28 protein-coding genes and 1 pseudogene are annotated in these 23,048 nt (G+C 67.9%); 12 read left to right on the top strand and 17 right to left on the bottom strand.

The annotated features are described in order from the left end of the window. Positions 1-336 precede the first annotated feature (336 nt). Complete coding sequence (locus tag LT970_RS00140; RefSeq protein WP_232686949.1) at positions 337-732, bottom strand: hypothetical protein; 396 nt, start codon at positions 730-732, stop codon at positions 337-339. Between the two features lie 68 nt (positions 733-800). After that, complete coding sequence (locus LT970_RS00135) at positions 801-1,982, bottom strand: HD domain-containing protein (protein WP_232686948.1); 1,182 nt, start codon at positions 1,980-1,982, stop codon at positions 801-803. Positions 1,983-2,263: 281 nt separating this feature from the next. On the opposite strand from LT970_RS00135, the gene LT970_RS00130 reads away from it, so the two are divergent. The 3 genes from LT970_RS00130 to LT970_RS00120 all read left to right on the top strand — a co-directional run bounded on the left by LT970_RS00130 (position 2,264) and on the right by LT970_RS00120 (position 4,403). After that, positions 2,264-3,049, top strand: a complete 786-nt coding sequence (locus tag LT970_RS00130) for a type 1 glutamine amidotransferase (RefSeq protein ID WP_232686947.1) — start codon at positions 2,264-2,266, stop codon at positions 3,047-3,049. A 476-nt stretch (positions 3,050-3,525) separates the two neighbouring features. After that, positions 3,526-3,993 (top strand): cupin domain-containing protein, encoded by a 468-nt coding sequence (locus tag LT970_RS00125; protein ID WP_232686946.1) that lies wholly within the window; start codon positions 3,526-3,528, stop codon positions 3,991-3,993. A gap of 35 nt (positions 3,994-4,028) precedes the next feature. After that, on the top strand, positions 4,029-4,403 hold the full coding sequence (locus tag LT970_RS00120) for a thiol-disulfide oxidoreductase DCC family protein (RefSeq protein ID WP_232686945.1): 375 nt from the start codon (positions 4,029-4,031) through the stop codon (positions 4,401-4,403). Between the two features lie 16 nt (positions 4,404-4,419). Here LT970_RS00120 and LT970_RS00115 read toward each other — a convergent pair whose 3' ends face one another. Continuing rightward, complete coding sequence (locus LT970_RS00115) at positions 4,420-4,686, bottom strand: winged helix-turn-helix transcriptional regulator (RefSeq protein WP_349292269.1); 267 nt, start codon at positions 4,684-4,686, stop codon at positions 4,420-4,422. Between the two features lie 113 nt (positions 4,687-4,799). Between LT970_RS00115 and merB the strand changes: the two genes are divergently transcribed. Continuing rightward, positions 4,800-5,462: an organomercurial lyase gene (merB, locus tag LT970_RS00110; protein ID WP_232686943.1), complete on the top strand. Its 663-nt coding sequence runs from the start codon at positions 4,800-4,802 to the stop codon at positions 5,460-5,462. Positions 5,463-5,479: 17 nt separating this feature from the next. Here merB and LT970_RS14650 read toward each other — a convergent pair. From LT970_RS14650 to LT970_RS00100, 3 genes and pseudogenes are all read right to left on the bottom strand, one after another. After that, positions 5,480-6,052, bottom strand: a pseudogene (locus LT970_RS14650) (phosphotransferase family protein); the annotation flags it as partial. A 152-nt stretch (positions 6,053-6,204) separates the two neighbouring features. After that, the gene (locus tag LT970_RS00105; protein WP_232686942.1) at positions 6,205-7,170 is read right to left on the bottom strand and encodes a DUF7979 domain-containing protein; all 966 of its coding nucleotides are present in this window, start codon (positions 7,168-7,170) and stop codon (positions 6,205-6,207) included. A gap of 314 nt (positions 7,171-7,484) precedes the next feature. After that, a complete protein-coding gene (locus tag LT970_RS00100; protein WP_232686941.1) occupies positions 7,485-8,648 on the bottom strand; it encodes an acyl-CoA dehydrogenase family protein in 1,164 nt (387 codons plus the stop codon). 130 nt (positions 8,649-8,778) lie between these two features. On the opposite strand from LT970_RS00100, the gene LT970_RS00095 reads away from it, so the two are divergent. After that, complete coding sequence (locus tag LT970_RS00095; RefSeq protein WP_232686940.1) at positions 8,779-9,099, top strand: 4Fe-4S dicluster domain-containing protein; 321 nt, start codon at positions 8,779-8,781, stop codon at positions 9,097-9,099. A gap of 180 nt (positions 9,100-9,279) precedes the next feature. Here LT970_RS00095 and LT970_RS00090 read toward each other — a convergent pair whose 3' ends face one another. Beyond that, positions 9,280-9,441, bottom strand: a complete 162-nt coding sequence (locus tag LT970_RS00090) for a DUF6757 family protein (RefSeq protein ID WP_232686939.1) — start codon at positions 9,439-9,441, stop codon at positions 9,280-9,282. 73 nt (positions 9,442-9,514) lie between these two features. Beyond that, positions 9,515-10,324: a PHP domain-containing protein gene (locus LT970_RS00085; RefSeq protein ID WP_232686938.1), complete on the bottom strand. Its 810-nt coding sequence runs from the start codon at positions 10,322-10,324 to the stop codon at positions 9,515-9,517. A gap of 140 nt (positions 10,325-10,464) precedes the next feature. Between LT970_RS00085 and LT970_RS00080 the strand changes: the two genes are divergently transcribed. Both LT970_RS00080 and LT970_RS00075 read left to right on the top strand, forming a co-directional pair. Next, positions 10,465-10,749, top strand: coding sequence for a DUF5789 family protein (locus LT970_RS00080; protein ID WP_232686937.1), 285 nt, complete (start codon positions 10,465-10,467; stop codon positions 10,747-10,749). Between the two features lie 130 nt (positions 10,750-10,879). Next, positions 10,880-11,053, top strand: coding sequence for a DUF5786 family protein (locus LT970_RS00075; RefSeq protein WP_232686936.1), 174 nt, complete (start codon positions 10,880-10,882; stop codon positions 11,051-11,053). Positions 11,054-11,163: 110 nt separating this feature from the next. Here LT970_RS00075 and LT970_RS00070 read toward each other — a convergent pair whose 3' ends face one another. Continuing rightward, on the bottom strand, positions 11,164-12,114 hold the full coding sequence (locus tag LT970_RS00070; RefSeq protein ID WP_232686935.1) for a YkgJ family cysteine cluster protein: 951 nt from the start codon (positions 12,112-12,114) through the stop codon (positions 11,164-11,166). Positions 12,115-12,172: 58 nt separating this feature from the next. On the opposite strand from LT970_RS00070, the gene LT970_RS00065 reads away from it, so the two are divergent. Continuing rightward, on the top strand, positions 12,173-12,373 hold the full coding sequence (locus tag LT970_RS00065) for a DUF7561 family protein (RefSeq protein ID WP_232686934.1): 201 nt from the start codon (positions 12,173-12,175) through the stop codon (positions 12,371-12,373). A 30-nt stretch (positions 12,374-12,403) separates the two neighbouring features. On the opposite strand, the gene LT970_RS00060 is transcribed toward LT970_RS00065, so the two are convergent. Next, the gene (locus LT970_RS00060; RefSeq protein ID WP_232686933.1) at positions 12,404-12,964 is read right to left on the bottom strand and encodes a hypothetical protein; all 561 of its coding nucleotides are present in this window, start codon (positions 12,962-12,964) and stop codon (positions 12,404-12,406) included. A gap of 96 nt (positions 12,965-13,060) precedes the next feature. On the opposite strand from LT970_RS00060, the gene LT970_RS00055 reads away from it, so the two are divergent. Next, positions 13,061-14,908 carry a helicase C-terminal domain-containing protein gene (locus tag LT970_RS00055; RefSeq protein WP_232686932.1) on the top strand — a complete coding sequence of 616 codons (1,848 nt, stop codon included), beginning with the start codon at positions 13,061-13,063 and terminating at the stop codon, positions 14,906-14,908. A gap of 62 nt (positions 14,909-14,970) precedes the next feature. On the opposite strand, the gene LT970_RS00050 is transcribed toward LT970_RS00055, so the two are convergent. The 3 genes from LT970_RS00050 to LT970_RS00040 all read right to left on the bottom strand — a co-directional run bounded on the left by LT970_RS00050 (position 14,971) and on the right by LT970_RS00040 (position 17,349). Then, positions 14,971-15,126 carry a hypothetical protein gene (locus LT970_RS00050; RefSeq protein WP_232686931.1) on the bottom strand — a complete coding sequence of 52 codons (156 nt, stop codon included), beginning with the start codon at positions 15,124-15,126 and terminating at the stop codon, positions 14,971-14,973. A gap of 80 nt (positions 15,127-15,206) precedes the next feature. Further along, a complete protein-coding gene (locus LT970_RS00045; RefSeq protein ID WP_232686930.1) occupies positions 15,207-16,256 on the bottom strand; it encodes a class I SAM-dependent methyltransferase in 1,050 nt (349 codons plus the stop codon). Continuing rightward, on the bottom strand, positions 16,249-17,349 hold the full coding sequence (locus LT970_RS00040; protein ID WP_232686929.1) for a 60S ribosomal export protein NMD3: 1,101 nt from the start codon (positions 17,347-17,349) through the stop codon (positions 16,249-16,251). The genes LT970_RS00045 and LT970_RS00040 overlap by 8 nt, the downstream gene beginning before the upstream one ends. Positions 17,350-17,748: 399 nt before the next feature. Here LT970_RS00040 and hisG point away from each other — a divergent pair, with 399 nt between their 5' ends. After that, positions 17,749-18,597 carry an ATP phosphoribosyltransferase gene (gene hisG / locus LT970_RS00035; RefSeq protein ID WP_232686928.1) on the top strand — a complete coding sequence of 283 codons (849 nt, stop codon included), beginning with the start codon at positions 17,749-17,751 and terminating at the stop codon, positions 18,595-18,597. Between the two features lie 45 nt (positions 18,598-18,642). On the opposite strand, the gene LT970_RS00030 is transcribed toward hisG, so the two are convergent. The 3 genes from LT970_RS00030 to LT970_RS00020 form a co-directional block, all read right to left on the bottom strand. Beyond that, positions 18,643-18,999, bottom strand: coding sequence for a hypothetical protein (locus LT970_RS00030; protein WP_232686927.1), 357 nt, complete (start codon positions 18,997-18,999; stop codon positions 18,643-18,645). 108 nt (positions 19,000-19,107) lie between these two features. Then, positions 19,108-19,524 carry a DUF7473 family protein gene (locus LT970_RS00025; RefSeq protein WP_232686926.1) on the bottom strand — a complete coding sequence of 139 codons (417 nt, stop codon included), beginning with the start codon at positions 19,522-19,524 and terminating at the stop codon, positions 19,108-19,110. Between the two features lie 20 nt (positions 19,525-19,544). Continuing rightward, positions 19,545-20,105, bottom strand: coding sequence for a TATA-box-binding protein (locus LT970_RS00020; protein WP_232686925.1), 561 nt, complete (start codon positions 20,103-20,105; stop codon positions 19,545-19,547). 165 nt (positions 20,106-20,270) lie between these two features. On the opposite strand from LT970_RS00020, the gene LT970_RS00015 reads away from it, so the two are divergent. Then, the gene (locus tag LT970_RS00015; protein ID WP_232686924.1) at positions 20,271-21,248 is read left to right on the top strand and encodes a TIGR01177 family methyltransferase; all 978 of its coding nucleotides are present in this window, start codon (positions 20,271-20,273) and stop codon (positions 21,246-21,248) included. Between the two features lie 114 nt (positions 21,249-21,362). Continuing rightward, positions 21,363-22,019 carry a hypothetical protein gene (locus LT970_RS00010; RefSeq protein WP_232686923.1) on the top strand — a complete coding sequence of 219 codons (657 nt, stop codon included), beginning with the start codon at positions 21,363-21,365 and terminating at the stop codon, positions 22,017-22,019. Here the strand turns inward: LT970_RS00010 and LT970_RS00005 are convergent. Continuing rightward, entirely contained in the window at positions 21,983-22,987 is a 1,005-nt protein-coding gene (locus tag LT970_RS00005) for an AAA family ATPase (RefSeq protein WP_232686922.1), read from the bottom strand. The genes LT970_RS00010 and LT970_RS00005 overlap by 37 nt on opposite strands. Positions 22,988-23,048: the final 61 nt, after the last annotated feature.

Below are 23,048 nucleotides of genomic sequence, written 5' to 3'. Positions count from 1 at the left end.
AAAGCCCCGGCCCTTTCAGTCCCGCCCGATGCCGGCTGGCCAACCAGCCACCGGGAGGACTGAAAGGGGCGGCGCGCTCGCGGGTGAAACCCAAGGCCGTCTCAGCGACCCCTGTCCGCGAGGGAGTGGCGCGACCGAGCGGATATGTCGTCCTCAGAAACGCGGAGCGTTTCTGATGTGCGAACGAGACGCCTCCGGCGTCTCGTTAACGCTGAGCGGGCGCGAGCGCGCCGGGGCTTTCTAGGTGTACGAGGGTGTACCGTCGTCTGCTGCAGTTGGGGCTTTCGAGGTGGTGTTTGAGGGAGGCGAACAGACGGATACGGACTCCCAGAACACCTACGGAATCGTCGACGCGTCGACGCGCACAGTCACGGACTCCACAACCTCGTCGCTGGCGTTCACGGCGAACAGCGTGTTCTCCGCGCCGACCGAGAGCAGGCCGCTCACGCTCGTCTGTCCCGCCACCACGCTGCCGGTCCAGACGTCGCTGCCGCCGCTGACGGCCACGATCTGCCGGACCTTCCGGTCGGTGGTCGCGGCGTCGGTGAGGCCGATTTCGGCAGCGATGGTGTTCGCACCCCAGGAGACCGACTGCGTCGGGGTGACCGAGGTGAACACCGGACCGGAGAGGTCGGCGTCGACGGTCGGACCGGTGGCGACACAGCCTGCGAGCGCGGTAGTGAGCGCGGCGCTGGCGGCGGTTGCGAGGAAGCGACGGCGCGAGGTAGGCATACAGAGAACGACGGTGACCGAATCCGTAAGCGTTCGTGCCGGTTCCACTGGCGCAGGCCCGCAGCGCGTCAGGCGTTCACGTCGCCTACGCCCGCGAGACCGAGTTCGCGTTCGGCGGCGGCGGCGACCTCGGGGGCGCAGTCGTCGGGCGCGTAGACACCGAAGCGCCACTGGACGCGCTGGGCTTCCTGCATCCCCTTCACGAGCGGGCTCTGCTCGTGGAGCGGGCGGACGTCCCCGTTGACCGCCACACGCACGGAGGATTCTGGCATCGACGGCTGACCGGGGTTGTCCACGAGAACGTGCTCCGGCGAGACGCCCGCGGTGGCGGCGATAGTGCGTTCGAACTCCTGGATTTCGTCGTGGTCCGCGGCGACGACGTCGTCGGGGACGGCGGCGCGTTCGGTCCAGACCGCGCGCTTGTAGAGGTCGCGTTCAGCGATGCGGCGCGCGGCCTCCGTGGTGGCGTCGTGGTCGTCGAGTGCGCCGAGCAACTGGCCGTCGGTCATGCGCGCGAACGTCTCCGTGTCGAGGTTACTCTCGTCGAGTAACCGGGTGCTCGCGCGTTCGAGCATCGAACCCGTGATTCGGGAGACGTGGTGGCGGTAGACGGTGGCGTTCATGAGGGCGCGTCCGACGAGTACGCTCTCGGCGGTCTGGACGTTGCCCTCGTCGAGCACCAGGTCGCCGTCGCGGAACGCGAGCGCGCGCAGCAGGCGGCCGTGGTCGATGGTGCCGTAAGGCACGCCGGTGTGGTGGGCGTCCCGCACCAGGTAGTCCATCCGGTCGACGTCGAGTTCCCCCGCGACGAGTTGGCCGAGGCGGCCCTCGCCCTCGACCATCGCGGCGACGCGCTGGGGGTCGAGTCCGTGGTCGCGGAGCACGTCCCCGACGGCGCCGGACGCGAGCAGGTCCTCGACCTCGTCGTGGTGGCGGTCGAGGCGGCGCTGGATGATGCCCTCGGTCTGGTGGCCGTACGGGCCGTGGCCGACGTCGTGGAGGAACGCAGCGGCGCGGACGGTGTCGGCGCGCGCACCGGTGACGTCGAGGTGGGAGAGCGCGCGGTCCGCGAGGTGGTAGACGCCCAGCGAGTGCTCGAAGCGCGTGTGGTTCGCCGAGGGGTAGACCAGGCGGACCGTGCTCAACTGCTTGATGTGGCGCAGACGCTGGACCGGCGGCGTGTCCAGTAGGGCCTCGGCGACGCCGTCGACCTCGATGTAGTCGTGGACGCTGTCCTTGATGGCGCGCATTCGTTCGGAGCACGCGCGGCGGCGTCAAAGGTGATTCGACCCGCGGCGAGGCCCCCGCAGGTGGCAGTGACTGCAGCGGAGTGACACCGAACGGGAACCGGGTTCGCCGTTCCGTAGAACTTTGTGCATAGAGAACTTTTGGCACACCGCGGTTGACGTCACGTGGAGTCCGACGGGAACGGAGGGGCACGTGTCATCCCCGCCCCTTCGATACGGGCCATCCACGGCGAACGGTGTCGCCGTCGAAACGGCTTTTCCGCTCCAGTGGCAACGAACACGCGATGAGTAGGCCGCGTCTCGCGCTGTTGAACGCCGCCCACGACCCGACGGACACGACGCGGAACTTCCGGCGGGAACTCGACGCCGACCTCGTAGAGTTCCACGTTGCCGAGGGCGAACTCCCCGACCACTTCGAGTTCGACGGGGTCTCCGCGAGCACAGCGAGCGGAGTCTCCGAAGATCGAAGATCTTCGGGATGTGGCGAATCTCCGATTCGCAACAGCTCGTCGGAGGAGCGAAGCGAGTTCGACGGTGTCGTCGTCACCGGCTCTCGGTCCTCCGTGTACTGGGACGAGGAGTGGATTCCGCCGCTCGTGGAGTACGTCGAGGACGCCCACGAGCGCGGCGTCCCCGTGCTCGGCGTCTGCTTCGGGCACCAGGTGCTCGCCGAGGCGCTCGGCGGCGACGTCGGCGACATGGGCGAGTACGAGATCGGCTACCGAGAGGTCACGCAGACCGCCGACTCGCCGCTCCTCGAGGACGTCCCGGAGACGTTCACGGCGTTCACGACGCACTCGGACGCGGTCACCGAACTGCCGCCGGACGCCGCCCTGCTCGCCGAGAACGACTACGGCGTCCACGCGTTCCGCGTCGATGACTCCTACGGCGTGCAGTTCCACCCCGAGTACGACACCGGTACCGCCGAGCGCGTGACCACGCGGAAGGACGACCTTCCCGAGGAGCGCGAGCGCGAGGTGCTCGCTGGCATCACGCCTGAGAACTACGAAGCGGCCTGCGAGACCAAGCGCCTGTTCGAGAACTTCACCGACCAGATCGCTAGCGGATAGAGACGACGACGGTTCTGTGAACCACTGGAATACCACGACTGGAGGATACTGTTCTGCGTTCGTGGACACCCAGGAAGCCCTGGCTGTTGTAGACCGGATTAGTTCTGCGACCACCCTGCAGGTTGCCCAACCGGTCAAGGCGTGGGACTGAAAGGGGCGTCTGGCTACGGGAATCCCGCGAGCACTGCGAGCGGGATGTCGAAGGACGAGCGCAGCGAGTCCTTCGGAAAGCACGACGAAGCAAGCACCGAGCGACCAGCAGGAGCGAGGCGCACAGCGAGGCGCGCGACCGTAGCCAGACGGGGCTTTCTGGGTGGTTACAGAAGTGGGTCAGTTCACGCCAATCGGAGCTTTCTGAGTACCGTCGCGAGCAAGTGACGGGATCTTCGAGTGGTCTCACCGTTGAACGTCTAGAAATCCAACCCTCGACTGCTGCAGTCGGGGCGTTTATCCCCCGTCCGGCCGACGACTCACACATGCACCGAGTCCGTCTCGCGGACCTCGAAACCCGGATGGGGCCCGCCGACCGCAGCCTCCCGCTGTCGGACGCGCTCGGCGCGGCGAACGTCGCGCTGAACCACTACGAACTCGCGCCCGGCGACAGTTTCGCGTACGGCTTCCACGCCCACGAGAACCAGGAGGAGGTGTTCTACGTGCAGGAGGGAACGGTCACGTTCCGCACGCTCGACGGGGACGTCGAGGTGAGCGCGGGTGAACTCGTCCGCTTCGGCCCGGGCGAGTTCCAGCGCGGCGTCAACGAGAGCGAGGAGCGCGTTCGCGCGCTCGCCATCGGCGCGCCCCAGGACCCCGGCGACACCGAGATCCTGCGCGCCTGCGAGGAGTGCGGCGAGGAGACGCCTCACGATCTCGAGCTTGCGGACGACCAGTCCGCCGTGCTCGCAGTGTGCGCGGAGTGTGGCACCACGACCGGTACGTTCGACTGACGCGACGAACGCTTACGCTTCCATCCAGACCACTCATGCCAGACCATCCACCGCGAGTCGTGTACGACGACGTCTGTGGCTTCTGTACGTGGTGTGCGGCGTTCGCCGCGCGCCACGGCGACGTCGAAGTCGTCGGCTTCTCGGACCTGACGGCGGACCAGCTCGCGCGCCTCCCCGACGACTACGAGGACTGCGCGCACTTCCTCACCGACGACGCCGTCTACTCCTGCGGGGAGAGCGTCGAACGAGCCCTGAAATACGACTTCCCCGCGCTCCGGTACGTCTTCGGCGCACTCCGTGCGATTCCGGGGTACGAAACTGCTCGCGAGAAGCTCTACCGGTGGGGCGCGGACCGCCGCGACTGGTGGGGGAAGTTCCTCCGGGAGTCGCCGCCCGCGCTGGAACAGTAGCTGTCGGACGCCGCTTCTATCGTTCGCTCGCCCACTCCAGCACCGGCTCCAGCCGAACGGCGAGCTCCCTGCCGTCGTCCGTGAGGTCGTACTCGACGCGGGGCGGAATTTCGTCGTACTGCTCGCGTTCGAGTAGCCCCGCCTCTGCGAGTTCGTCGAGGCGCGCGGAGAGCGTAGAACTGGAGGCGTCGAGCGCGTCCTCGATGTCGCGGTAGCGCGCGGGCCCCATGTGCGCCACACCGCACACCACCTGCATCGCGTGCGTTCGACTAAGCAACTCCATCACGTCCGTCAGTTCGCAGTAGCAGGCTTCGTCCATGGCTTCGAGCACTCGCAGTTGCTCCATTACTTCGGACTCGGCAGTATAAGCACTTCGGCTTTCAAAGTAGAGACGAGATGGACTGTGATTGCTGCGCCGCGACCGACGGCGGCACCGCCCGCGAGGAATCGACTGCCGACGCGACGTCGAAGTCGGCACCTGAATCGGCCGCCGGGACGCGACTGCCCGACAACGTCGTCGACGCGTTCGCCACCGCGTACGACCGGCCACCGGCCGACACGCTCGACGAGTGGGTGGCGATGCTCCCGGACCTGTTCCCGGACTGGCCGCCCGCCGCCGAGCAACTCTGTCACACCGAGGACGGCCCGCACCGCGCGAGCACGCCGGACGACGAGCACCGCTTCGTCTGCGTGCTGGACCCGATGCTACTCCCGTATCTCACCGGCGACCCGGTCACTATCCACTCGACACCCCCCGAGGGCGAGGACGTGACGCTCGACGTCGCGGCGGACGGCGCCGTCGAGGCACCGCCGGGCGCCGTCGTCTCCTTCGGCGCCATTCCGGAGGCCCCGGACGGCGACGTCACTCCCGAACACACGTACGCCGCTATCTGTCCGGCCATCCACGTCTTCCCGTCGCTCGCGGACTACGAGCGCTGGGACGCGGGCGCGAACGCCGAAACGACGCCGCTGTCCGTCGAGCGCGCGACGGCGCTCGTCGCGCAGATGGCCACCTCGTCGTCGCGAACGCCGACGTGCTCGGACGTCCACCAGCCGTGACAGCAGACGGCGTCGCCCGCGCCGGAGAACGCTTCGGGGTGTTCTGCGAGGTAGTCGAGGACGGCGTCCGCGACGTCGCCGTGTCCGTAATCGGCGAGCACCGGACGCCGCCGCCTGACGTACGCCAGCACTGCGGCGTGCCAGTCGTCCGCGCCGTCGACGCGAACGCCGTCTCCGGCAGCCACGAACTGACCGAACGCGTCAGTGTGCTCGGCTGTCTCTGCGTGGAGCGTGGCGAGACTCCGGCCTGCGGTCCGCCCCCACGTTTCGTCGGGGTCGCGCGGCGTGCCGTCACCGTCACCGCCGCTCGCATCGGGCTCCGGGGCGTTCGGGTGCCACCCGGCGACGTAGTAGTCGTCGCCAACTGCCAGCACCTCCGGGACCGGAACCGTCGTTTCCTCGCCGACGAACGCGGTCACGCGCCCCTCGACTGTGGCCTTCCCTGTCGGGCCGGTGTCGCGCTTGCAGACCGCGCGCCGGCCGTCGACGCAGACCTCCCAGACCTCGTGTGGCGGGACGTCGTGGAGTTGGCGGACGATGCCGTGTTCGTCGAACTGTGCGTCGAGCGCGTCGTGGATGTCTTCGCTCATCGTAACTCCGCCGCGTGTCGTGCGGCGGCCGGCCGCGACTGCGGTGCTGGCTGTGGCGGGACAGCACCGCAGCTACGGCCTCGAGAACACACTCATCAGCAGTCAGGCCTGGAACGTAACTGTTCGGGTTCGCTGTCGCGTCAGTCCCTCGGTCAGACCACGCCTGCGAGTTCCACCCTGGCGACGGCGGTGGTCGTGACGACGTAGTCGACGCCGTCGGACTCGCTCCGCTCGTCCGACGAGCTGTTGCGAATCGAAGACTCGCTACATCCCGAAGATCTCCGATCTTCGGAGACTCCGGTCGCTCCGCTCCCGGAGACGCCGTCGAGGTACGCCGCGAGTTCGTTGGGGCTGGCGACCGCCGTGCTGCCGTCCTCGACGGCGGCGGTGAAGGTGTCGCCGAACGACGCCCCGGGAGCGCGGTCTGCCACGGTCACGACCTGCGCGTCGTCGCCGGGACTCGCGGCGTCCATATCCAGCGTGTAGTGAGCAGCAGCGTCACCGACGACGGCTTGGACGCGGTAGGTCTCGTTCTGGACCCGGAGGTAGCTCTGTAGCTGGAACGTTCTAGCGGCTGCGGGCAGCGCTTCGTGGAAGCCGACGTCGTACGACCCGTTGACGAGCATCTCGTCGACGATCGCGCGCTCGCTCTCGTTCAGGTCTGCGTACTGGAGAACGTCGCCGCCGACCTCGCTTTCGGGGATCTGCTCGGCTGTGTAAGTGTAACTCGCTTCCTGCGCGAAGTGCGTGTACGTCGCGTTTGGCTCGTACGTCTCGCCCCGGAACCGGAGGTACGCGAACTGGCCGAGCGCGAGTGGCTCGTCGCCGCTCACGCCCCAGTTTTCCTGGAGGTCGACCCGTCCCTCGGCGGCCGCGGCGTCCGCGACGAGTGCGTGCAGTTCGAGCGTGGCGGGTACGACAACCGATCCGTCGGGGACCTCGCTCGCGTCGACGACAGTCGCGTACAGCGTCGGTTCGTCGGGCGTGGTCGTCCCGGCAGGTTCGCTCGTGGTCGGCCCGCCCGTCTTCGGCGAGCCGTCTCCGACTGCCTGACAGCCGGCGAGCACGGCGAGAAGCGCCGCGCTGCCCGCTCGGAGGGCCGCTCTACGGGTTGGCATATCGTCGGCTTCCCGAGGAGTCGGTAAGTGTCTTGTCGTGGTGCGTCGGTCAGAAGAAGGGTCTGTCCACAAGCATCGGCGAGCGAGTGGCTTGAAAAGCCCGAGCGAAGCGGTTCACTGCGCGAGCGACGCGAGGCGGCTTCGCCGCCTCGGAACGCGCGAACGGGGAGCGAAGCGACCCGTGAGCCGAGCGAGCGGAGGCCGACGACTGAGGGGAGCGAACGAAGTGAGCGAACCGAAGGAGGAGTGCTTTTTCCCCAAGTTTTTGCCGAGTGGGGCGCGCTGCGCGCGCCCCACGCAGAGCAAAAAGTGGGCTAGTCGTACGCGGGGATGCCGGTGAGGTCCTCGCCGAGAATCAGCGTGTGGATGTCGTGAGTGCCCTCGTAGGTGTAGACGGTCTCCATGTTCAGCATGTGGCGCATCGGCGAGTAGTCCGTGGTGATGCCGTTGCCGCCGAGCATCTCGCGGGCGGTGCGGGACTGGTCGCGGGCCATGCGGACGTTGTTGCGCTTGGCCATCGAGACGTGCTGCGGGCGGAGGTCGCCGCGCTCCTTGAGGTCGGCGAGGCGGTGGGCGAGCAACTGACTGGTCGTAATCTGGGTCGCCATCTCCGCGAGTTTCTCCTGTTGGATCTGAAAGCCACCGATGGGCTGGTCGAACTGCTCGCGGTCGGTGGCGTAGCCCCGAGCGGTCTCGAAGCAGTCGCGGGCGGCGCCGACCGCGCCCCACGCGATGCCGTAGCGCGCCTGCGTCAGGCAGGACAGCGGCCCCTTCATCCCCGAGACGCCCGGCAGCACGTCCGCCTCGGAGACCCGCACGTCCTGCAGACCGATTTCGCCCGTGATCGAGGCGCGCAGGCTGAGTTTCTCGTCTATCTTGTTCGTCGTCACGCCGTCGCGGTCGGTCTCCACGAGGAATCCACGGACGGGGTCGTCCTCGGCGGAGCGGTCGCGCGCCCAGACGACGGCGACGTCCGCGATTGGCGAGTTCGTGATCCACGTCTTCGAGCCGTTCAGCACGTACTCGTCGCCGTCCTTCTCCGCGTACGTCTCCATTCCCGAGGGGTTCGACCCGTGCTCGGGTTCCGTGAGACCGAAACAGCCGACGGCGTCGCCCGAACCCAGCTCCGGGAGCCAGCGCTCCTTCTGCTCGTCGCTCCCGAACGCGTGAATCGGGTACATGACGAGTGCGCCCTGCACGCTCGCCATCGAGCGCAGGCCCGAGTCACACGCTTCGAGTTCCTGCATCAGGAGGCCGTAGGCCGTCTCGCTCACGTTCGGCAGGCCATACCCCTCGAGGTTCGGCGCGTAGAATCCGAGTTCGCCCATCTCCGGGATGAGGTCGGTCGGGAACGTCCCCTCGATGAAGTGCTCGCCGACGTCCGGACGGACGTTGTCCTCGACGAACTCCCGGGCAGTGTCCCGGATGAGTCGCTCCTCCGAGGAGAGGTCCGCTTCCAGGTCCACGTAGTCCAGCATGGGGAATCGTCCGGGAGCGGTGATGAAAAACCCTGCTAGTTTCGCCCTGCGACCGACGGCCCGGCGTCAGCAGACCAGACGCTGTCGGCGAGTCGAGTCGTTGATACCCGCGGAGAGCGGAGCATCGCACATGGCCATCGATCCGCAGTTCGACGACAACCGGGAGCAGGTGGATTCGCACAGGGGCCACGACGTGTGGGGTCCCGTCGAGGAACCCGAGAAGTTAGGCATCCACGGCACCCACGTCGCCGTCGACTTCGACATCTGTATCGCCGACGGCGCCTGTCTCGAGGACTGCCCGGTCGACGTCTTCGAATGGGTCGACACCCCCGACCACCCCGAATCCGAACTGAAAGCCGACCCCGCCAACGAGGCTCAGTGTATCGACTGCATGCTCTGTGTCGACGTCTGTCCCGTCGACGCCATCGACGTCGACGCCGGGCGGAGCTGAACGCGGGACTGGGCGGGCGGGAGCAGAGAACGGAGAACGCGAGCGGAACTGAACGCGGGACGTGGGTGAGCGGAGAACGCGAGCGACGCGTCGTTGGTCCGCAATCGACGCGCGGTCAGTCCGCAATCAACGCGCAGTCGGTCCGCTGTGCGTCGTCGATTCACTCCCCGCGACCGCTCGCTACGCGCGGTCGATCTCGAACTGGTCCCGGAGGCGCTGGAGGGCTTCGTCGTCGGAGAACTCGTCCAGGCGCTCCTGGAAGTGCTCCTCGCAGAGGCCGACCTTGACGCCGTCCTTGTCGACGGTGAGGTCCGCGCTCCGGTCGCAGTAGTGACACTGCATGCGAGTTGTTTCGGGCCGAGGCTACCTGAACCCTACGGCGGCGGCACTCGTGGTACCGTGACTCGCGTGCAGTTCAGGAGAGGCGGACTTGCACGCGCTCGTACTCCTCACGGGAGAGTCCAGCCTTGCCGAGTGTGCGCTCGTGAGCGTCGCTGCCGCCCGTAGGAATCAGGTCGTGTTCCTCGATTGCGGCCTCCACGGCTGCGTGACCGCTCCCTTCGGCGTCGGGGTCGCTGCCGACGGGGCGGTCGTAGGGGTAGTGGAGTTCCACCGCGTCGAGGTCGGCACAGCGCGCGAGCGCCGCCTCCGGATCGTCGTAGCGGAGCGGGTGGGCGAGGCCGACGAGGCCGCAGGCGTCCTGGAGGAGCGCGACGCCCGTCTCGAAGCTAGGGACATCGCGGGCGACGAAGCACGGGCCGTCGTCCCCGATGAGGTCGTCGAAGACGGCCCCTAGCTCGTCGTACTCGGTGTCGGGGTGGGCGACCACGCTGCGCGCGACGTGCGGGCGACCGAGGCCCTCCCGGGGTTCGACGTCGAGCGTGACGCCGAGGTGGGCTTCGACGTTCTCGATTATCTTCGCGCCGCGCTCGACGCGGTCGCGCTGGATGCGCTCGCACTCCGCGACGAGGTCGTCGGTGGCGGTGACGCCGTAACCGAGCACGTCGATCCGCTGGTCGCCCGCGTCGACGCGCAACTCGATGCCGTGGACGAGTTCGACCCCTCCACGCTCCGCGACCGGTTCGTCGAGTTCGGGGTGGAGGCGGTCGTGGTCGGTGATGGCGACGACGGAGACGCCGGCGTCGCGGGCGGCGGCGGGGACATCCGCGAGCGAGAGCGTGCCGTCGGAGTTGTCGGTGTGGACGTGGAGGTCCGCGTAGACCATACCCCGACTGCGGGTTGCGGGGCCAAAACAACTCGGTAAGCTAGGTTCCTTTCTCGACTCACCGAACTCCTTCAGGACCTTAAACAATCATAATCATTCATGCACAACCGGTTTGTACGGCGTCCCCGATTCACTGTTCGATGACGCTCAGAGAGACCGGTGACCTGCTGGCCGCACAGAGCTACCCGCTGACCGCCGAGGAACTCGCCGACCGGTGTGGCGACCACCGACTCGACCACCCGAACGGGACCGAACAGTTGCGGGCGGTCATCGAGCGGACCGGCGAAGGACGCTTCGGGAGCGCGCTCGAGGCGCAACTCGCGGTGTTCGGTGCCGTGAGCGCGGAGGCCGTGGGCCGCGTCGGGTACACCGACCGCGACCCGGCGCCGATGGGGACCGACGGTCCGCGCCCGGTGTCGTTCTGAGCGGTCGACCGATCGGTCGCCACGACCGACTTATTCGGTCGTTTTCGGCGACCACACGCCGTCTAACTGGTGTCGTCTCACCGTCCGTTACATTCAAGCCCATCGACCGACAAGAGTGAGTGTAGTTGCCATGTCAATGGGTGCCTATGACGAGGACGAACACGAGCGCCGCGAGCAGAAGAACAGTTCCGTCGACATCGCGGACGACGACACGCGAACGGCCTACGAGGGGTCCGTAGAGTTCGACTCCGGCGAGTCGGCGGACGACCTGCTCGACCAGTTCCAGCAGATCAAATCCAACTAGTCGGCCTATCCTACTGCTCGTAGCAGCGCCGACGCCGCCGACCACGGTAGAGAGTGACAGCCATGAGAGCAGGAAGCGATGGCCGTAGTGGTGTGGCTGTCAGCCAGCCGCTACTGCTCCCAGCCCGGAGTCTCGGGTGCTCCTCGCTCCACTTCCACGCGCTCGGAGAGCCCCGAATCCGGGTCGTCGCTGTCGGCGCGTTCCTCCCACTCCCGAATCGACTGTCCGACCCAGGAGTCCGCTTCGAGCGCCGTCTGATAAGCCTCCTTGCGCTTCGTCGGTTCGACAGCGGTGGTTCCAGGCGCACTCGCGGCAGCGACGGCAACGAACCGCGCTCGGTCCTCGTCCGCGAGTTCGCCCACGGCGAGACGATCGAGGAGCGCCCCCTCGAGGTCCGCTGGCTCCGGGTACGCGAACACCGTCTCGCCGACCGCTTGCGGGCCAAACAGCAGCCCCGGGTCGTCTTCTGGTGGCGTGTCGTCGAGCAGTCGCTCGCCGCCGACGTGGCGCTCCACGCGTTCGCACTCCGTCTCCGCGTCGAGCGCGAGGTTGTGCCCAGGGTACGTCGCACACTCCTCGGGGTACTCGGGGTCGCCGTGGATGCGACACTGCAGCGTCTCGGGGTCGAGGAACGCGCACGTCGGCAGCCACGCGGGGTCGAAGCCGACGTCGGCGTCGCCGCTGGCCGTCGACTCGGCGTCGACCGTCGAATCGCCACCGGCTGTCGAACCGCCACCGGACGCCCCACCGAACGCCGCGACGGGCTTCGGTGGTTTGCGCAAGCCCACGAAGAACGCCGGCTTGCCGTTGATTGCGGCGACCTCGTGGTCGCCGACGGTGACGCTCGGGCCGTAGTCGGCTTCCCAGAGCCGCGGCGTCATCGCGTCCCCGAGTCCCGAATCGAGGAACGTCCGCACGTCCTCGCGCGTGAGCGGGACGAGATTGTACGCGTCGTCGAGTGGCTGCTGCGGGCCGCGGCCGTCGCGCTCGTGGTCGGACACGTCCGCCAGCGCGCGCCAGTCGACACAACAGCCCGCGCAGTTCGAGCAGTCCACCTCCATGCACACGGGTTGGAGCCGTGAGGCGAAAGTGTTTGTCCGCGCCGTTCCAAGCGGAGGCATGGGCGAACGCTGCGAGGGGTGTGGCGACGAGGTCCGACTCGCCGGCGGCATCGCGAACATCTGGACGACCGAGGGCACCGAGACCGGTGGGATGACCCTGGAGTTCGAGGACGGCAGCGAGCACTTCCTCTGCTTCGAGTGCATCGAGCAGTTGCCGGACTACCCGACCAGCGAGGACGTCAAGGAACTCGAGGACTGACGGGCATTCAGCGGAGAAGCCGGATTTCTCTCACTCGGCCGGTTCGAGGATGGTACCGGTCTTCCAGGGGTCCGGGCGGAGGACGTTCTTCTCGTCCCGGTCGCCGTCCCGTTCGGCGCGAACGACCAGCGAGTCGTCCACGTAGCACGTGACCAACATCCAGGGAGAGTGGCCGGCCGTGCGTTGCTCACTCCCGGCTTCTTTCTCTATCGTCGTGTACCGGTACTGGGTTCGAACGACGCAGGCTTCGCTAGAGACCGCGAGCGGCGTCGTGAACGCGAAATCGCTGTCGTGGGAGACGAGTTCGCCGCCCCGTCGCTCGAGAAGGGTGTTCCGGCGGTACGCTCGCTCGTACTGTTCGACGAACGACGCGGCGGACTGTTCGGTGTACGACGCTGGCTTCGCGGGGTAGTCGAGCGGTGGAGCCGTTTCGTCGGTCGCGTTTCGAGGCGGTTCAGCAGGAGGGCGCTCGGCCGTCAGCAACTCCCCCGTCGACGGCGGGTCGCGTCGCTGGAGGACCGACTGGCTGCCGCTGCAGCCAGCGAGGAGGACGGAACTGGCGGCGAGCGCCAGCACGCGGCGGCGATGCATGACTGGTCCGACACATGTACGTGGTAAATGCTTTCTCGTGGACGGGAGTCCGGCGGGAGCGGTGCGGTTATCCGGGGGGCGTGCGTGGCACCGGTAGTGAATCCAGAGCGCATCTCGTCGGCGTTCCCCGCCCCCGAGTTCCGGGGCGCACAGGAACAGGCGCTCCGGGACGTCCGTGCGGCCTTCGAGTCGGGCAACGACGTGGTCCTCGTGCGCGCGCCGACCGGCAGCGGGAAGTCCCTCATCGCTCGCGCCATCATGGGATGCGCGCGCACCGTCGACGAATCCGACCCGAGCGACGCCACCGGCGCGTACTACACCACACCGCAGGTGTCCCAGTTGGACGACGTCGCTGAAGACGACCTGCTGGAGGACCTCCAGGTCATCCGCGGGAAGCGCAACTACACGTGCATCCTGCCGGGCGAGGAGACGACGCCTGTGGACCGCGCGCCCTGCGTCCGCGAATCCGGCTACGACTGCGCGGTCAAACACCGCTGTCCGTACTTCTCGGACCGCGCCATCGCGTCGAGTCGTGAAAACGCCGCGATGACGCTCGCGTACTTCATGCGCACCGCGGGGTCGGAAGTGTTCCGACGCCGGGACGTCTGCGTCGTCGACGAAGCCCACGGCCTCGCGGAGTGGGCTGAGATGTACGCCACCATCGACCTGAACGAGCGCACCGTCCCCGTCTGGGAGGACGTCCGGGTGCCCGACGTGGACGGCGACCCGGAGGCCGCATCGCGCTTCGCCGAACACCTCTCGCGGGTCTGCGAGGGCGCGAAAGACGAACTCATCGGGCAGAACGAACTCACCGCCGAGGAAGTCGCCAGAAAGGACCGTCTGCAGGAACTGCTCTCGGAACTCGACTGGTTCGTCGAGGACTACGAGAATCCGGAGTCTGCAACTGAGTGGGTGGTCGACGCCAGCGAGCGCTCGGTGACGGTGAAGCCGATGAACCCGGAGCGCTACCTCAAGCACACGGTCTGGGACCGCGCGAACAACTTCGCGTTGCTGTCGGCGACCATCCTGAACAAGGAGGCGTTCTGCCGGAGCGTCGGCCTCGACCCGTCGAACGTCGCGCTCGTCGACGTCGAGCACACGTTCCCCGTGGAGAACCGGCCGCTGTACGACGTCACGAGGGGGAAGATGACCTACGAGGACCGCGACAGCACGCTCCCGAAACTCGCGGAGACCGTCGTGCAGGTGATGGCCAAGCATCCGGACGAGAAGGGGTTGATACACGCTCACTCCTACGACATCGCGGAGAAACTCGGAGCGGAGCTCGAGGCCCACGGGGTCGGTGACCGCGTCCGCACGCACGACTCGGACACCCGGGACGCCGAACTCGAGCGCTGGAAGGCAAGCGACGACCCCGAGGTGTTCGTCGCGGTGAAAATGGAGGAAGCCCTCGACCTGAAGTACGACCTCGCGCGCTGGCAGGTGCTGTGCAAGGCGCCGTTCCTGAACACCAGTGACTCCCGGGTGGCGTCCCGCCTCGCGGACGGCCAGTGGGCGTGGTACTACCGCTCGGCGATGCGGACCGTCATCCAGGCCGCGGGCCGCGTCGTGCGCGCACCCGACGACGAGGGCGCGACGTACGTCGCCGACGAGAGCATCCTCGACCTCTTCGAGCGCGCCCGCAGCGACACGCCGCCGTGGTTCCGCGACCAGATCGACCGGATGACGACGCCCGACCTCCCCGAGGTCGACTCCGAGGGTGCGCTCGGCGCGACGACAGACGGCGTCGACCAGGTGGAGTCCGTCGGTAGCGAATCAGAGAGTGGCAAGAACGCAGGTGGCGGCACGTCGAACGGACGTGCGGCGACAGACGCGAACGGAACCGCCACTGGAGGCCGAGAGCGGGACGGGAGTACGACGACCAGCGACCGAAGCGACAGGAGCGAGTCGTCGAGTCCCGTCGCGGACGCGTGGAACACCGAGTGACACGCCACCAGCGGGTCGCGGGGGGACTGCTGGACGCCGGAAGCACACGCGCCACTCGATGTTCACAGGATCGAGATGGTGTACACGACCGACGACCCGAACATCAGCAGCGTCAGGAACACCGCGAGCACCTGTTTCCGCGTCATGGCCGTGTTCTGTACGGGAAGCAACAAAATCGTACCGGTGGTCCCAGTGGGTCCGGTGACCGGTGCGTCCAATGAGTTCGGTGACCGGTGGGGGCCCGGTGACCGATGAGTCCAGTGACCGGTGAGGCCCGGTGCGTCCAGTGGCTTCGCGGTCAGTCGACTCTCGCGTCCAGCACGACGTGCCAGACGCCCTCGCTGTGGGACTTGACGCGCCGGCGGGCCTCGACGGTGAGGTCGCGACCGGCGCGCTCACAGCCCTCGCGGAGCGCCGACTCGGGGCGCTCCCAGAGTTCGGGTTCGGGCACCGCGCTGTGGACGTGGAGCACACCACCGGAAACGAGGTTGGCGAGCGCGGCATCGAGGTAGCCCGGGTCGTCCGGCGAATCGTCAGCGGACGCCTCGCCCACCGGGCCGCCGCCGAGCGCGTCGTAGTAGCCCATCACGACGCGCTCGGCGTCCGCGTCGACTTCCCGGCAGTCGCCGAGCACGCAGCTCACGCGGTCGCTCACGCCGTTGAGTTGGGCGTTCTCTGCGAGGTAGCGGAAGGCCTCGGGGTTGCGCTCGACGGCGGTCACGTCCGCTCCGGCGCGCGCCATCGGGAGCGCGAAGTAGCCGATGCCCGCGAACATGTCGAGAACGCGCTCGCCGTCGGCCACGGTATCGCCCATACGGGCGCGCTCGGCCTGGTTGCCGGGCGCGAACATCACTTGCGAGAGGTCGAGTGCGTACTTCGTGCCGTGCTCGGTGTGGACCGTTTCGGTCTCGCCGGCGCCCGCGACCACCGAGGTGTCGGGCTGGCGGTGCTCGCCGGCGACGCCGCCGCGGTCGAGCACCGTGTCGGCCTCGCGGTGCACCGCGAGGAGCGACTCGCCGACCTCTGCGGGGCGCGGACAGTCCATGAAGTCCGCGAGAATCACGCTGCCGACGACCGCCCACGAGGACGGTGCGCGCTCGACTTCCGCGTCGGTCCACCCCTGCTCGCGCAAGCGAGCGTCGAGGTCGGGGGCGCGGAGGTTCGGATTCTCCTGCTCGACGAGTCCGCGGACGGCCGTCTCGGTGGGTTCCCCGGTGACCGGCAACTCGACTGTCTCGTCGTCGCGCTCCCGGACCTTCCGGTCGTCGTCGTAGACGCCCTCCGCCTCGAGCGCGTCGATGCGGGCCTCCGCGTCGGCCTTCCCGACGACCGCGGCGAGCCTACGCATCGGGGAGCACGTGGAGTCCAGCGCGGGATTTCAGCGCAGGCACGGTGTCGGCGTCGGCGTCCACGTAGTCCGGCCGCGGCACGGTCTTGGCCTCGTAGGTCTCCGGGTCGAGCACCTGGATGGAGTTCTCGTCCTCGACGGTGACGACGGTGACGTCCTCGGCGTCCTCGTGCGTGCCGAGTTTCCGGCCCGGCGGGCTGTCGGCCTCCTCGTAACTCGCCTCGTAGGAGTCACCCGTGGCGAGCCTGACGCCCTTCAGGTTGCCGTGGTTCGAGCGCACGAGCACCGGACCCTGGTCGTCGTCGCGGAGGTCGACGACGTCACCGGGTCGGAACTCCGGAAGACGGACGATGAACGTCACGCGGTACACCTCGTTGCCGTCCTCGTCCTCCGTGACGAGCGTCTCGTGGTCCTCGAACCCGCCGCCGAACTCCTCGACGAGCTTCCTGGCGAGTTTGAGTCCGATCTTGTTCGTCGAGAGTTTGATGTCGATTCCCGACTCGGCCTCCGATATCTCGGTGACGAACGCGTTCCGGTCGCCCGTGTCCTCCATCTCGGAGACGATTCGGTGGGCGAGTTCCGTGGCGCGTTCGGTCTCCTCGCTCCCGGGATCCCGGCCGTCCGCCCGCACCTGCACCGTCGACGCGTAGTAGTCGCCCGCGATCCGGCCACAGCGAGTGCACGTCTGCCGGCTGATCTTCACGGGCACCGCCACCTCCTCGGTCTGGACGGTCCCGCGCACGACGCCCGTGAACGTGCAGTGCATCCGAATCGTGTTCTGGTCGAGTTGCTCCGGGCGCACGTGCCAGTCGACGTCCTCCGCGGCGACGTGCACGCCGAGCGCCTCGCTCGTCACGTCGACGGCGACGTCCGTGTAGTCCTCGGCGTCCACGTCCACCCAGCGATTCCCGCGGTGGACCGCCCCGCAGCGCGCGCACACCCGGACCTCGATGCGCTCGGGCGCGTCCACGAGGTCGAAGTCCGAGAAGTAGCAGGCGTCGCACAGCGACTGCTCGCGCCGATTAACGCCGTCGCTCTCCGCATCGATGGCGTCGCCGCAGCGCGGACAGAACGTCGTGCCTGCCTCAGTCATGTCCCCTCGTAAGCCGCGAGCGTTGTTAAGTCACCCGAGATGGAGACTGCAAACGCCACCGACCACCGCTCGTTTCTGCCGACGAAGCAGTCACTGCTTTTCGCCCACCTCGTCAGCCGGTAGCCTGGCGGATTGAAAGGGCGAGATGCGCGTGGCAGCGAAGCCGCCACGGAATGTGGCGGTCGGCAACGCCGACCGCCCGCTCGCGGGAGCGAAGCGACCGTGTGCGCGTCCGCGACCACTATCGCGAGTGAAACGAGCGATATGTCGCGGAGCGTGCGCGAGCGCACCGAGGGCTTTCGGGCGTTGTCGTCAACGATGTCGACGGAATCGACCACCCAAACAAATCCAGTCCGCGAAGGAAAACCTAGTTCCGGTCACCCCACGAACACACTCGGTATGAGAATTGCCGTGCCGAACAAGGGCCGACTCCACGAGCCAGCCCTCGAACTGCTGGACAGGGCAGGACTGGGCGTGGAGAACGGCGCGGACCGTCAGTTGTACGCGAACACCGTCGACCCCGACATCACGGTGTTGTTCGCGCGCGCCGCCGACATCCCGGAGTACGTGAGCGACGGCGCGGCGGACGTGGGCATCACGGGCTTCGACCAGCACCAGGAATCCGGCGTGGAGAACGTCGGGAGCGTACTGGATCTGGAGTTCGGCAAGTGCCGACTCGTGCTCGCGGCGCCGGAGGACGGGGACATCACGAACCCCGCGGATCTCGCCGGAAAGACCGTCGCGACGGAGTTCCCGCGGATCACGCGGAACTACTTCGATGACCTCGGCGTCGACCCGGAGGTCGTGGAGGTGACGGGCGCGACCGAACTCACGCCGCACGTGGAGATGGCAGACGCCATCGTGGACATCACGTCGACGGGGACGACGCTGCGGGTGAATCGACTCGCCGTCGTCGACGAGGTGCTGTCGAGTTCGGCGCGGCTGTTCGCCCGCGAGGACGTGCGTGGCGACGAGAAGGTCGGGCAAGTGGTGACGGCGCTCCGGTCGGTGCTGTCCGCGGAGGGGAAGCGCTACCTGATGTTGAACGCTCCGGAGGACGAACTCGACGCGGTCGAGGACGTGATTCCGGGACTGGGCGGTCCGACGGTGCTGGACGTGGACGAACCGGGGATGGTGGCGGTGCACGCGGTCGTGGCTGAGCGGGACGTCTTCGAGACGGTCGACGAACTGAAGCGAGTGGGCGCGTCGGGGATTCTCGTGACCGAGATAGAGCGCCTCGTGGAGTAGCCCCGCCGACGTTCGCAGAGCCGTCCGCCGACGCCCGTAGCGCAGTCAGTCGAGTCTCTCGCCGACGCGTTCGCCCCACGCGGCAGCGCGCGCGGTCACCGGATACGTGACGAGGCCGACGACGCCGAGCGACGCGAGTGCGAGCGCCGTCATCCGAAGGTCGCGTGCGGTCGCGCTCGCGACCGCGAGGACGGCGGCGACCGCGGGCACCGCCCACGCGCCGGCAATGGCGGACAGGCGGTTGAAGAGGTAGTAGACGGCGAGGAGGACGACGGCGGCGATGGCGAGTACCGCCGCGACGTCCTGCGTCGAGCGGGGAACGAACGACGCCGCGTAGGCGAGCGCGGCCGCGAGGAGCGTCACGACGCTCCCGCGGATGGCTTGCCGCTGGTAGTCGTTCATGTGCAGGCGTGGACGCGGAGCGACCAAAAGCGGCGCGGGCGTTCTCGCGGTCTGCGAAACCGGCGGTAGACCAGTCTTCTGTCCCGGCTAGTGTCGGCCGTGGTCGGCCTACACCGGCGCGGTGGAGAGCAACGCGAGTAGGTTCGCGGCGAGCAACACGAGCGCGAGCGAGACGACGTAGTGCATCACGACGACGAGTCCAGCCGTGCGGTACTTCAGGTGGTAGACGACGTGGACGGCGGCGAAGTCCGCGAGCAGGCCGACCGCAATGATGACCAGCGGGTTGTAGCGGACGAGCGCGACAGTGACGATGGCGGGGACGACGCCGACGACGAACGCGCGCTTCCACGGGACGTCCCCGAGGACGTACGTCGCGGCGACGTGCGCGGTAAAGGAAAACAGGAGCCAGCCGGCGACGAGCGTGCCGAGGAACTGCGTGAGCGTGCCGGCCCCTGGTTCGATCTGGAGGACGAACAGCGACTGGAGTTCGAGCAAGTGCGGGAGCGAGAGAGTGGTGGCAGACACAGTCGAAAGAGCGTGGGCGCTTATTCGAGCAGGCCGAGGTCTTCGAGTCGGGAGACGATCTTGTCGACGGCGTGCTCGGCGTCGACGGGCTGCTTGCCGCCAGTGATGACGAGTTTTCCGGAGCCGAACAGGAGCGCGACGACCTCGGGCTCGTCGAGGCGGTAGACGAGACCCGGGAACTGCTCGGGTTCGTATTCGATGTTCTCGAGGCCGAGGCCGATGGCGATGGCGTTGAGGTTGAGCTGGCGGCCGAGGTCCGCGCTCGTGACGATGTTCTGGACGACGATTTCGGGGTCGTCTTCGACCTGGATGTTGAGCTCTCGGAGCTTGTCGAAGACGATGCGCAGGGACTCGTGGACGTCGTCCGTGGACTTCGCGCCGGTGCAGACGATCTTCCCGGAGCGGAAGATGAGCGCGGCGCTCTTCGGGTCCTGAGTTCGGTAGACGAGGCCCGGGAACTGCTCGGGGTCGTAGTCGGCCCCCTCGAGGTCCATCGCGACGCTCTGCAGGTCGAGTTCCTGCCCGATGCCCGTCGACGCGACCACGTTTTCAATGTTGATGGTTTCCTTGGGGTCGGTCATGTACGACTTAAACGTCGTATTTAAGGTTTATAAACCTTGGTGGTCCGGCCCGTGGTGCCTCAAGTACCCTGCGGAGTAGTGGACGCACGGGAGCGGTCGGCAGTGAGCGACTGGTCGTCGTCCCGCCATCGGTACGCTGATTGGCGGCGGCGCCCCAGTCGGGGTGTGTACGTCCTCGAACTCGGCGGCGACGACGACGCGTTCGCCGCCGCGGAAGCCGGCGCCGCCGCCGAGAACGTCCGCGTCGTCGCCCCCGGTCTCGCGCTCGCGGACACCCTCGACGAGGAGCGGTTCGCCGGTCTCGCGTACGTCCACCGCGCCGGCGGGTACGTCGCGGACGTAGCTGCCACGGTCGGGGACTCGGTCGCCGCGCTCGAAACCGTCGACTTCGACCGCAACGGCTCCGTCGCCGTCCGCGCCCGCGACGTCCGGAAGACGGTGGGCCTGGACACTCAGCAGGCCGAACGCGAACTCGGCTCGGTGCTCGTCGACCACGGATTCACAGTGGACCTCGACAACCCCGACTACGAACTGCGGGCCACCTTCTCGGGAGACTCCTGTTACCTCTCCTGGCTCGCCGCCGAGTCCGTCCGCGACTACGGCGACCGCAAGCCCACCGACCGCCCCTTTTTCCAGCCGGGGAGCATGGACCCGCTGCTCGCCAGAGCGGTCTGCAACCTCGCCCGCGTCGAACCTGGCGACCGCGTGCTCGACCCGATGTGTGGCACCGGCGGCGTGCTCATCGAGGCTGGCCTGCTGGGCGCGCGACCGCTCGGCACGGACGCCCAGGCGAAGATGGTGCGGGGCGCCCGTCAGAACCTCGCGCACTTCCGCGAAGCGTTCGCTGCTGACGGATTCGACGTGGCGCGGGCGGATGGCACCCGCCTGCCGCTCCGCGACGACACCATCGACGCGGTGGTCTTCGACGCGCCGTACGGCCGGCAGTCGAAAATCGAGACCCACGACCTCGCGGACCTCGTCGGCGGCGCACTCGCGGAAGCCCGCCGCGTCGGCGACCGCTGCGTGCTCGTCGCGGACCGCGACTGGCGCGACGAAGCGACTGAGGCTGGCTGGACCGTCGAAACGCGATTCGAGCGTCGTGTCCACCGGTCGCTCACGCGGTACGTGCTCGTGCTCGCGTGAGTTCGGAGAACGAGGTTCGGGCGGGTTCGAACCACCAGTTCGTTCGCTTCCCGGCCCGCTAACTTGTCGTTCGAAGGGGAAATCGCATTCAACGATGGCTGTGTACGTGCACGTATGTCTCAGTCGCAAGCTTCGTCGCTTCCCCGCCGACTCGACCGTGCTGCCGACGCGGGCGTCTACGCGCTCGTCGCGGGTACCGTACTCGGACTGTTCGCGTTCGTCACGAACCCCATTCCCGACCCGTCGTTCCCGTGGGCGACGCTCCCCGCGTCGCTCCGCCTGCCGATCACGCAGCCGAGCATCGAACACTGGCCCGTGACGTACACACTCGGCATCTGGCTGTGGGTGTTCGGCCTGCCCTTCGCGCTGCTCGCCGCCTACCGGCGGTTAGAACCGCGGACCAGTGCAGGGCCGCGGGCGTGGCTGGTCGGGCTACCCGCCGGTCTGATGCTCGCGCTCACGACGTACTGCCGGTTCCTCTGGCCGAAACTCTATCCGGCGTCGTGGAACGCGCCATCCTACACGCTCGTCTGCTGGGGCTACTGCTCGTCGTACATCCCCGCGTGGAGCAACCTCTCGTACGCCGTCGCCGCGTTCGGGGTCGGCGCGTACCTGCTCACGAGAACTGACGTCGACCACGCGACCCTGGCCGCGGGCGCGTTCGGCGTACTATCGCTCCCGCTCGGCCTGCCGACGCTTTACTACGCCTACCGAAACTGGACCGAGGAGAACAGCTACCGGCCGAGTTCCGCGAGCAGTCGCCCGACCTGAATCCGGTCGCTGTTGCCCTGCGTCACGTCGAACTCCACGTCGCCGACGAGCTGGTGGAGGCGCGCGAGGTCGTCTCCAGAGTACCGGGCGCGACCGACGCGCAGAATCTCCCGGAGCACCTCCTCGCCGTCCATCCCCTCGTCCACGAGCAGGTCGTCGAGGGTCTTCCGGGCGTCCGTGAACTCGCCAGCCTCCGCGTCGTCCAGCATCGACTCGATCTCGTCCTTCGAGCGCACCTCCTGGAGGGCCTCGTAGGCCGCGCTCATCGTCACCTCGCCCTCCTGCTCGGCGGTGGTCTGGGCGCCCAGAATCGCCTTCCGGAGGTTCCCCTCCGCGAACCCGGCGACGAACTCCAAGCCCTCGTCGTCGTGCTCGACGCCCTCCGCCTCGACGATGTTGCGGAGCACGTCGATGACGGCGTCGTCGTCGGGCGCGGGAACAGGAACCGGGAAACAGCGCGAGCGAATCGGCGGGATGAGTTTCGTGGGTTGCCGGGTGGCGATGATGAACTGCGTGGCCTCGTGGTGGCGCTCCATCACGCGGCGCAGCGCCTGCTGGAAGTCCTCGCGGATGGCCTCCGCGTTGTCCAGCAGGATGGTGTTGTAGCTCCCGGACACCGGCGGGTAGCTCGCGGTCTCCTTGAGCACGTGGTTGACGAGGTCGGCCTTCGAGGAGTTCCGGCGGCGCTTCGAGTCGATGAACGACGCGAACCGGGGGTCCTCGCTGATCTCCTTTTTCGTCATCCCGAAGAAGTCCTTGACGTTCAACTCCACGAGGTCGTTCTCCGGGTCCTCGTGGGCCGCCTCGGCGAGCGCCCGCACCGCCGCCGTCTTCCCCGCGCCCTCTGGCCCGTGCAACACGAGGTTCACGGGTTCGTCGACGGCGTCCTGGAGGCGTTCGCGCACGTCGGCCTGCGGGAGGTCCGCGAGCGCCGGTGCGTGCGAGTCGGTCCACAGCGGCTCGTCCATTGGGTCAGCGTAGCCGCCCACCGGTCAAGAATCGGTCGGTTGGCGACTCGGCTCCGTGTGC

It is taken from the genome of Halobacterium zhouii, assembly GCF_021249405.1.
GTDB classification, from domain to species: Archaea; Halobacteriota; Halobacteria; order Halobacteriales; family Halobacteriaceae; genus Halobacterium; species Halobacterium zhouii.
Note: the sequence above shows the minus strand (reverse complement) of the source record. Positions and strands in the feature narration are given on the sequence as shown.

Bases quoted from the DNA above. Each gene is read 5' to 3' on its own strand.
- LT970_RS00040 (WP_232686929.1), bottom strand. From the start codon at position 17,349: ATGACTGAGGCAGGCACGACGTTCTGTCCGCGCTGCGGCGACGCCATC.
- LT970_RS00130 (WP_232686947.1), top strand. From the start codon at position 2,264: ATGAGTAGGCCGCGTCTCGCGCTGTTGAACGCCGCCCACGACCCGACG.
- LT970_RS00005 (WP_232686922.1), bottom strand. From the start codon at position 22,987: ATGGACGAGCCGCTGTGGACCGACTCGCACGCACCGGCGCTCGCGGAC.
- hisG (WP_232686928.1), top strand. From the start codon at position 17,749: ATGAGAATTGCCGTGCCGAACAAGGGCCGACTCCACGAGCCAGCCCTC.
- LT970_RS00065 (WP_232686934.1), top strand. From the start codon at position 12,173: ATGGGCGAACGCTGCGAGGGGTGTGGCGACGAGGTCCGACTCGCCGGC.
- merB (WP_232686943.1), top strand. From the start codon at position 4,800: ATGGACTGTGATTGCTGCGCCGCGACCGACGGCGGCACCGCCCGCGAG.
- LT970_RS00010 (WP_232686923.1), top strand. From the start codon at position 21,363: ATGTCTCAGTCGCAAGCTTCGTCGCTTCCCCGCCGACTCGACCGTGCT.
- LT970_RS00085 (WP_232686938.1), bottom strand. From the start codon at position 10,324: ATGGTCTACGCGGACCTCCACGTCCACACCGACAACTCCGACGGCACG.
- LT970_RS00125 (WP_232686946.1), top strand. From the start codon at position 3,526: ATGCACCGAGTCCGTCTCGCGGACCTCGAAACCCGGATGGGGCCCGCC.
- LT970_RS00120 (WP_232686945.1), top strand. From the start codon at position 4,029: ATGCCAGACCATCCACCGCGAGTCGTGTACGACGACGTCTGTGGCTTC.
- LT970_RS00090 (WP_232686939.1), bottom strand. From the start codon at position 9,441: ATGCAGTGTCACTACTGCGACCGGAGCGCGGACCTCACCGTCGACAAG.
- LT970_RS00135 (WP_232686948.1), bottom strand. From the start codon at position 1,982: ATGCGCGCCATCAAGGACAGCGTCCACGACTACATCGAGGTCGACGGC.
- LT970_RS00140 (WP_232686949.1), bottom strand. From the start codon at position 732: ATGCCTACCTCGCGCCGTCGCTTCCTCGCAACCGCCGCCAGCGCCGCG.
- LT970_RS00075 (WP_232686936.1), top strand. From the start codon at position 10,880: ATGTCAATGGGTGCCTATGACGAGGACGAACACGAGCGCCGCGAGCAG.
- LT970_RS00020 (WP_232686925.1), bottom strand. From the start codon at position 20,105: ATGACCGACCCCAAGGAAACCATCAACATTGAAAACGTGGTCGCGTCG.
- LT970_RS00105 (WP_232686942.1), bottom strand. From the start codon at position 7,170: ATGCCAACCCGTAGAGCGGCCCTCCGAGCGGGCAGCGCGGCGCTTCTC.
- LT970_RS00095 (WP_232686940.1), top strand. From the start codon at position 8,779: ATGGCCATCGATCCGCAGTTCGACGACAACCGGGAGCAGGTGGATTCG.
- LT970_RS00080 (WP_232686937.1), top strand. From the start codon at position 10,465: ATGACGCTCAGAGAGACCGGTGACCTGCTGGCCGCACAGAGCTACCCG.
- LT970_RS00115 (WP_349292269.1), bottom strand. From the start codon at position 4,686: ATGGAGTTGCTTAGTCGAACGCACGCGATGCAGGTGGTGTGCGGTGTG.
- LT970_RS00030 (WP_232686927.1), bottom strand. From the start codon at position 18,999: ATGAACGACTACCAGCGGCAAGCCATCCGCGGGAGCGTCGTGACGCTC.
- LT970_RS00100 (WP_232686941.1), bottom strand. From the start codon at position 8,648: ATGCTGGACTACGTGGACCTGGAAGCGGACCTCTCCTCGGAGGAGCGA.
- LT970_RS00060 (WP_232686933.1), bottom strand. From the start codon at position 12,964: ATGCATCGCCGCCGCGTGCTGGCGCTCGCCGCCAGTTCCGTCCTCCTC.
- LT970_RS00045 (WP_232686930.1), bottom strand. From the start codon at position 16,256: ATGCGTAGGCTCGCCGCGGTCGTCGGGAAGGCCGACGCGGAGGCCCGC.
- LT970_RS00070 (WP_232686935.1), bottom strand. From the start codon at position 12,114: ATGGAGGTGGACTGCTCGAACTGCGCGGGCTGTTGTGTCGACTGGCGC.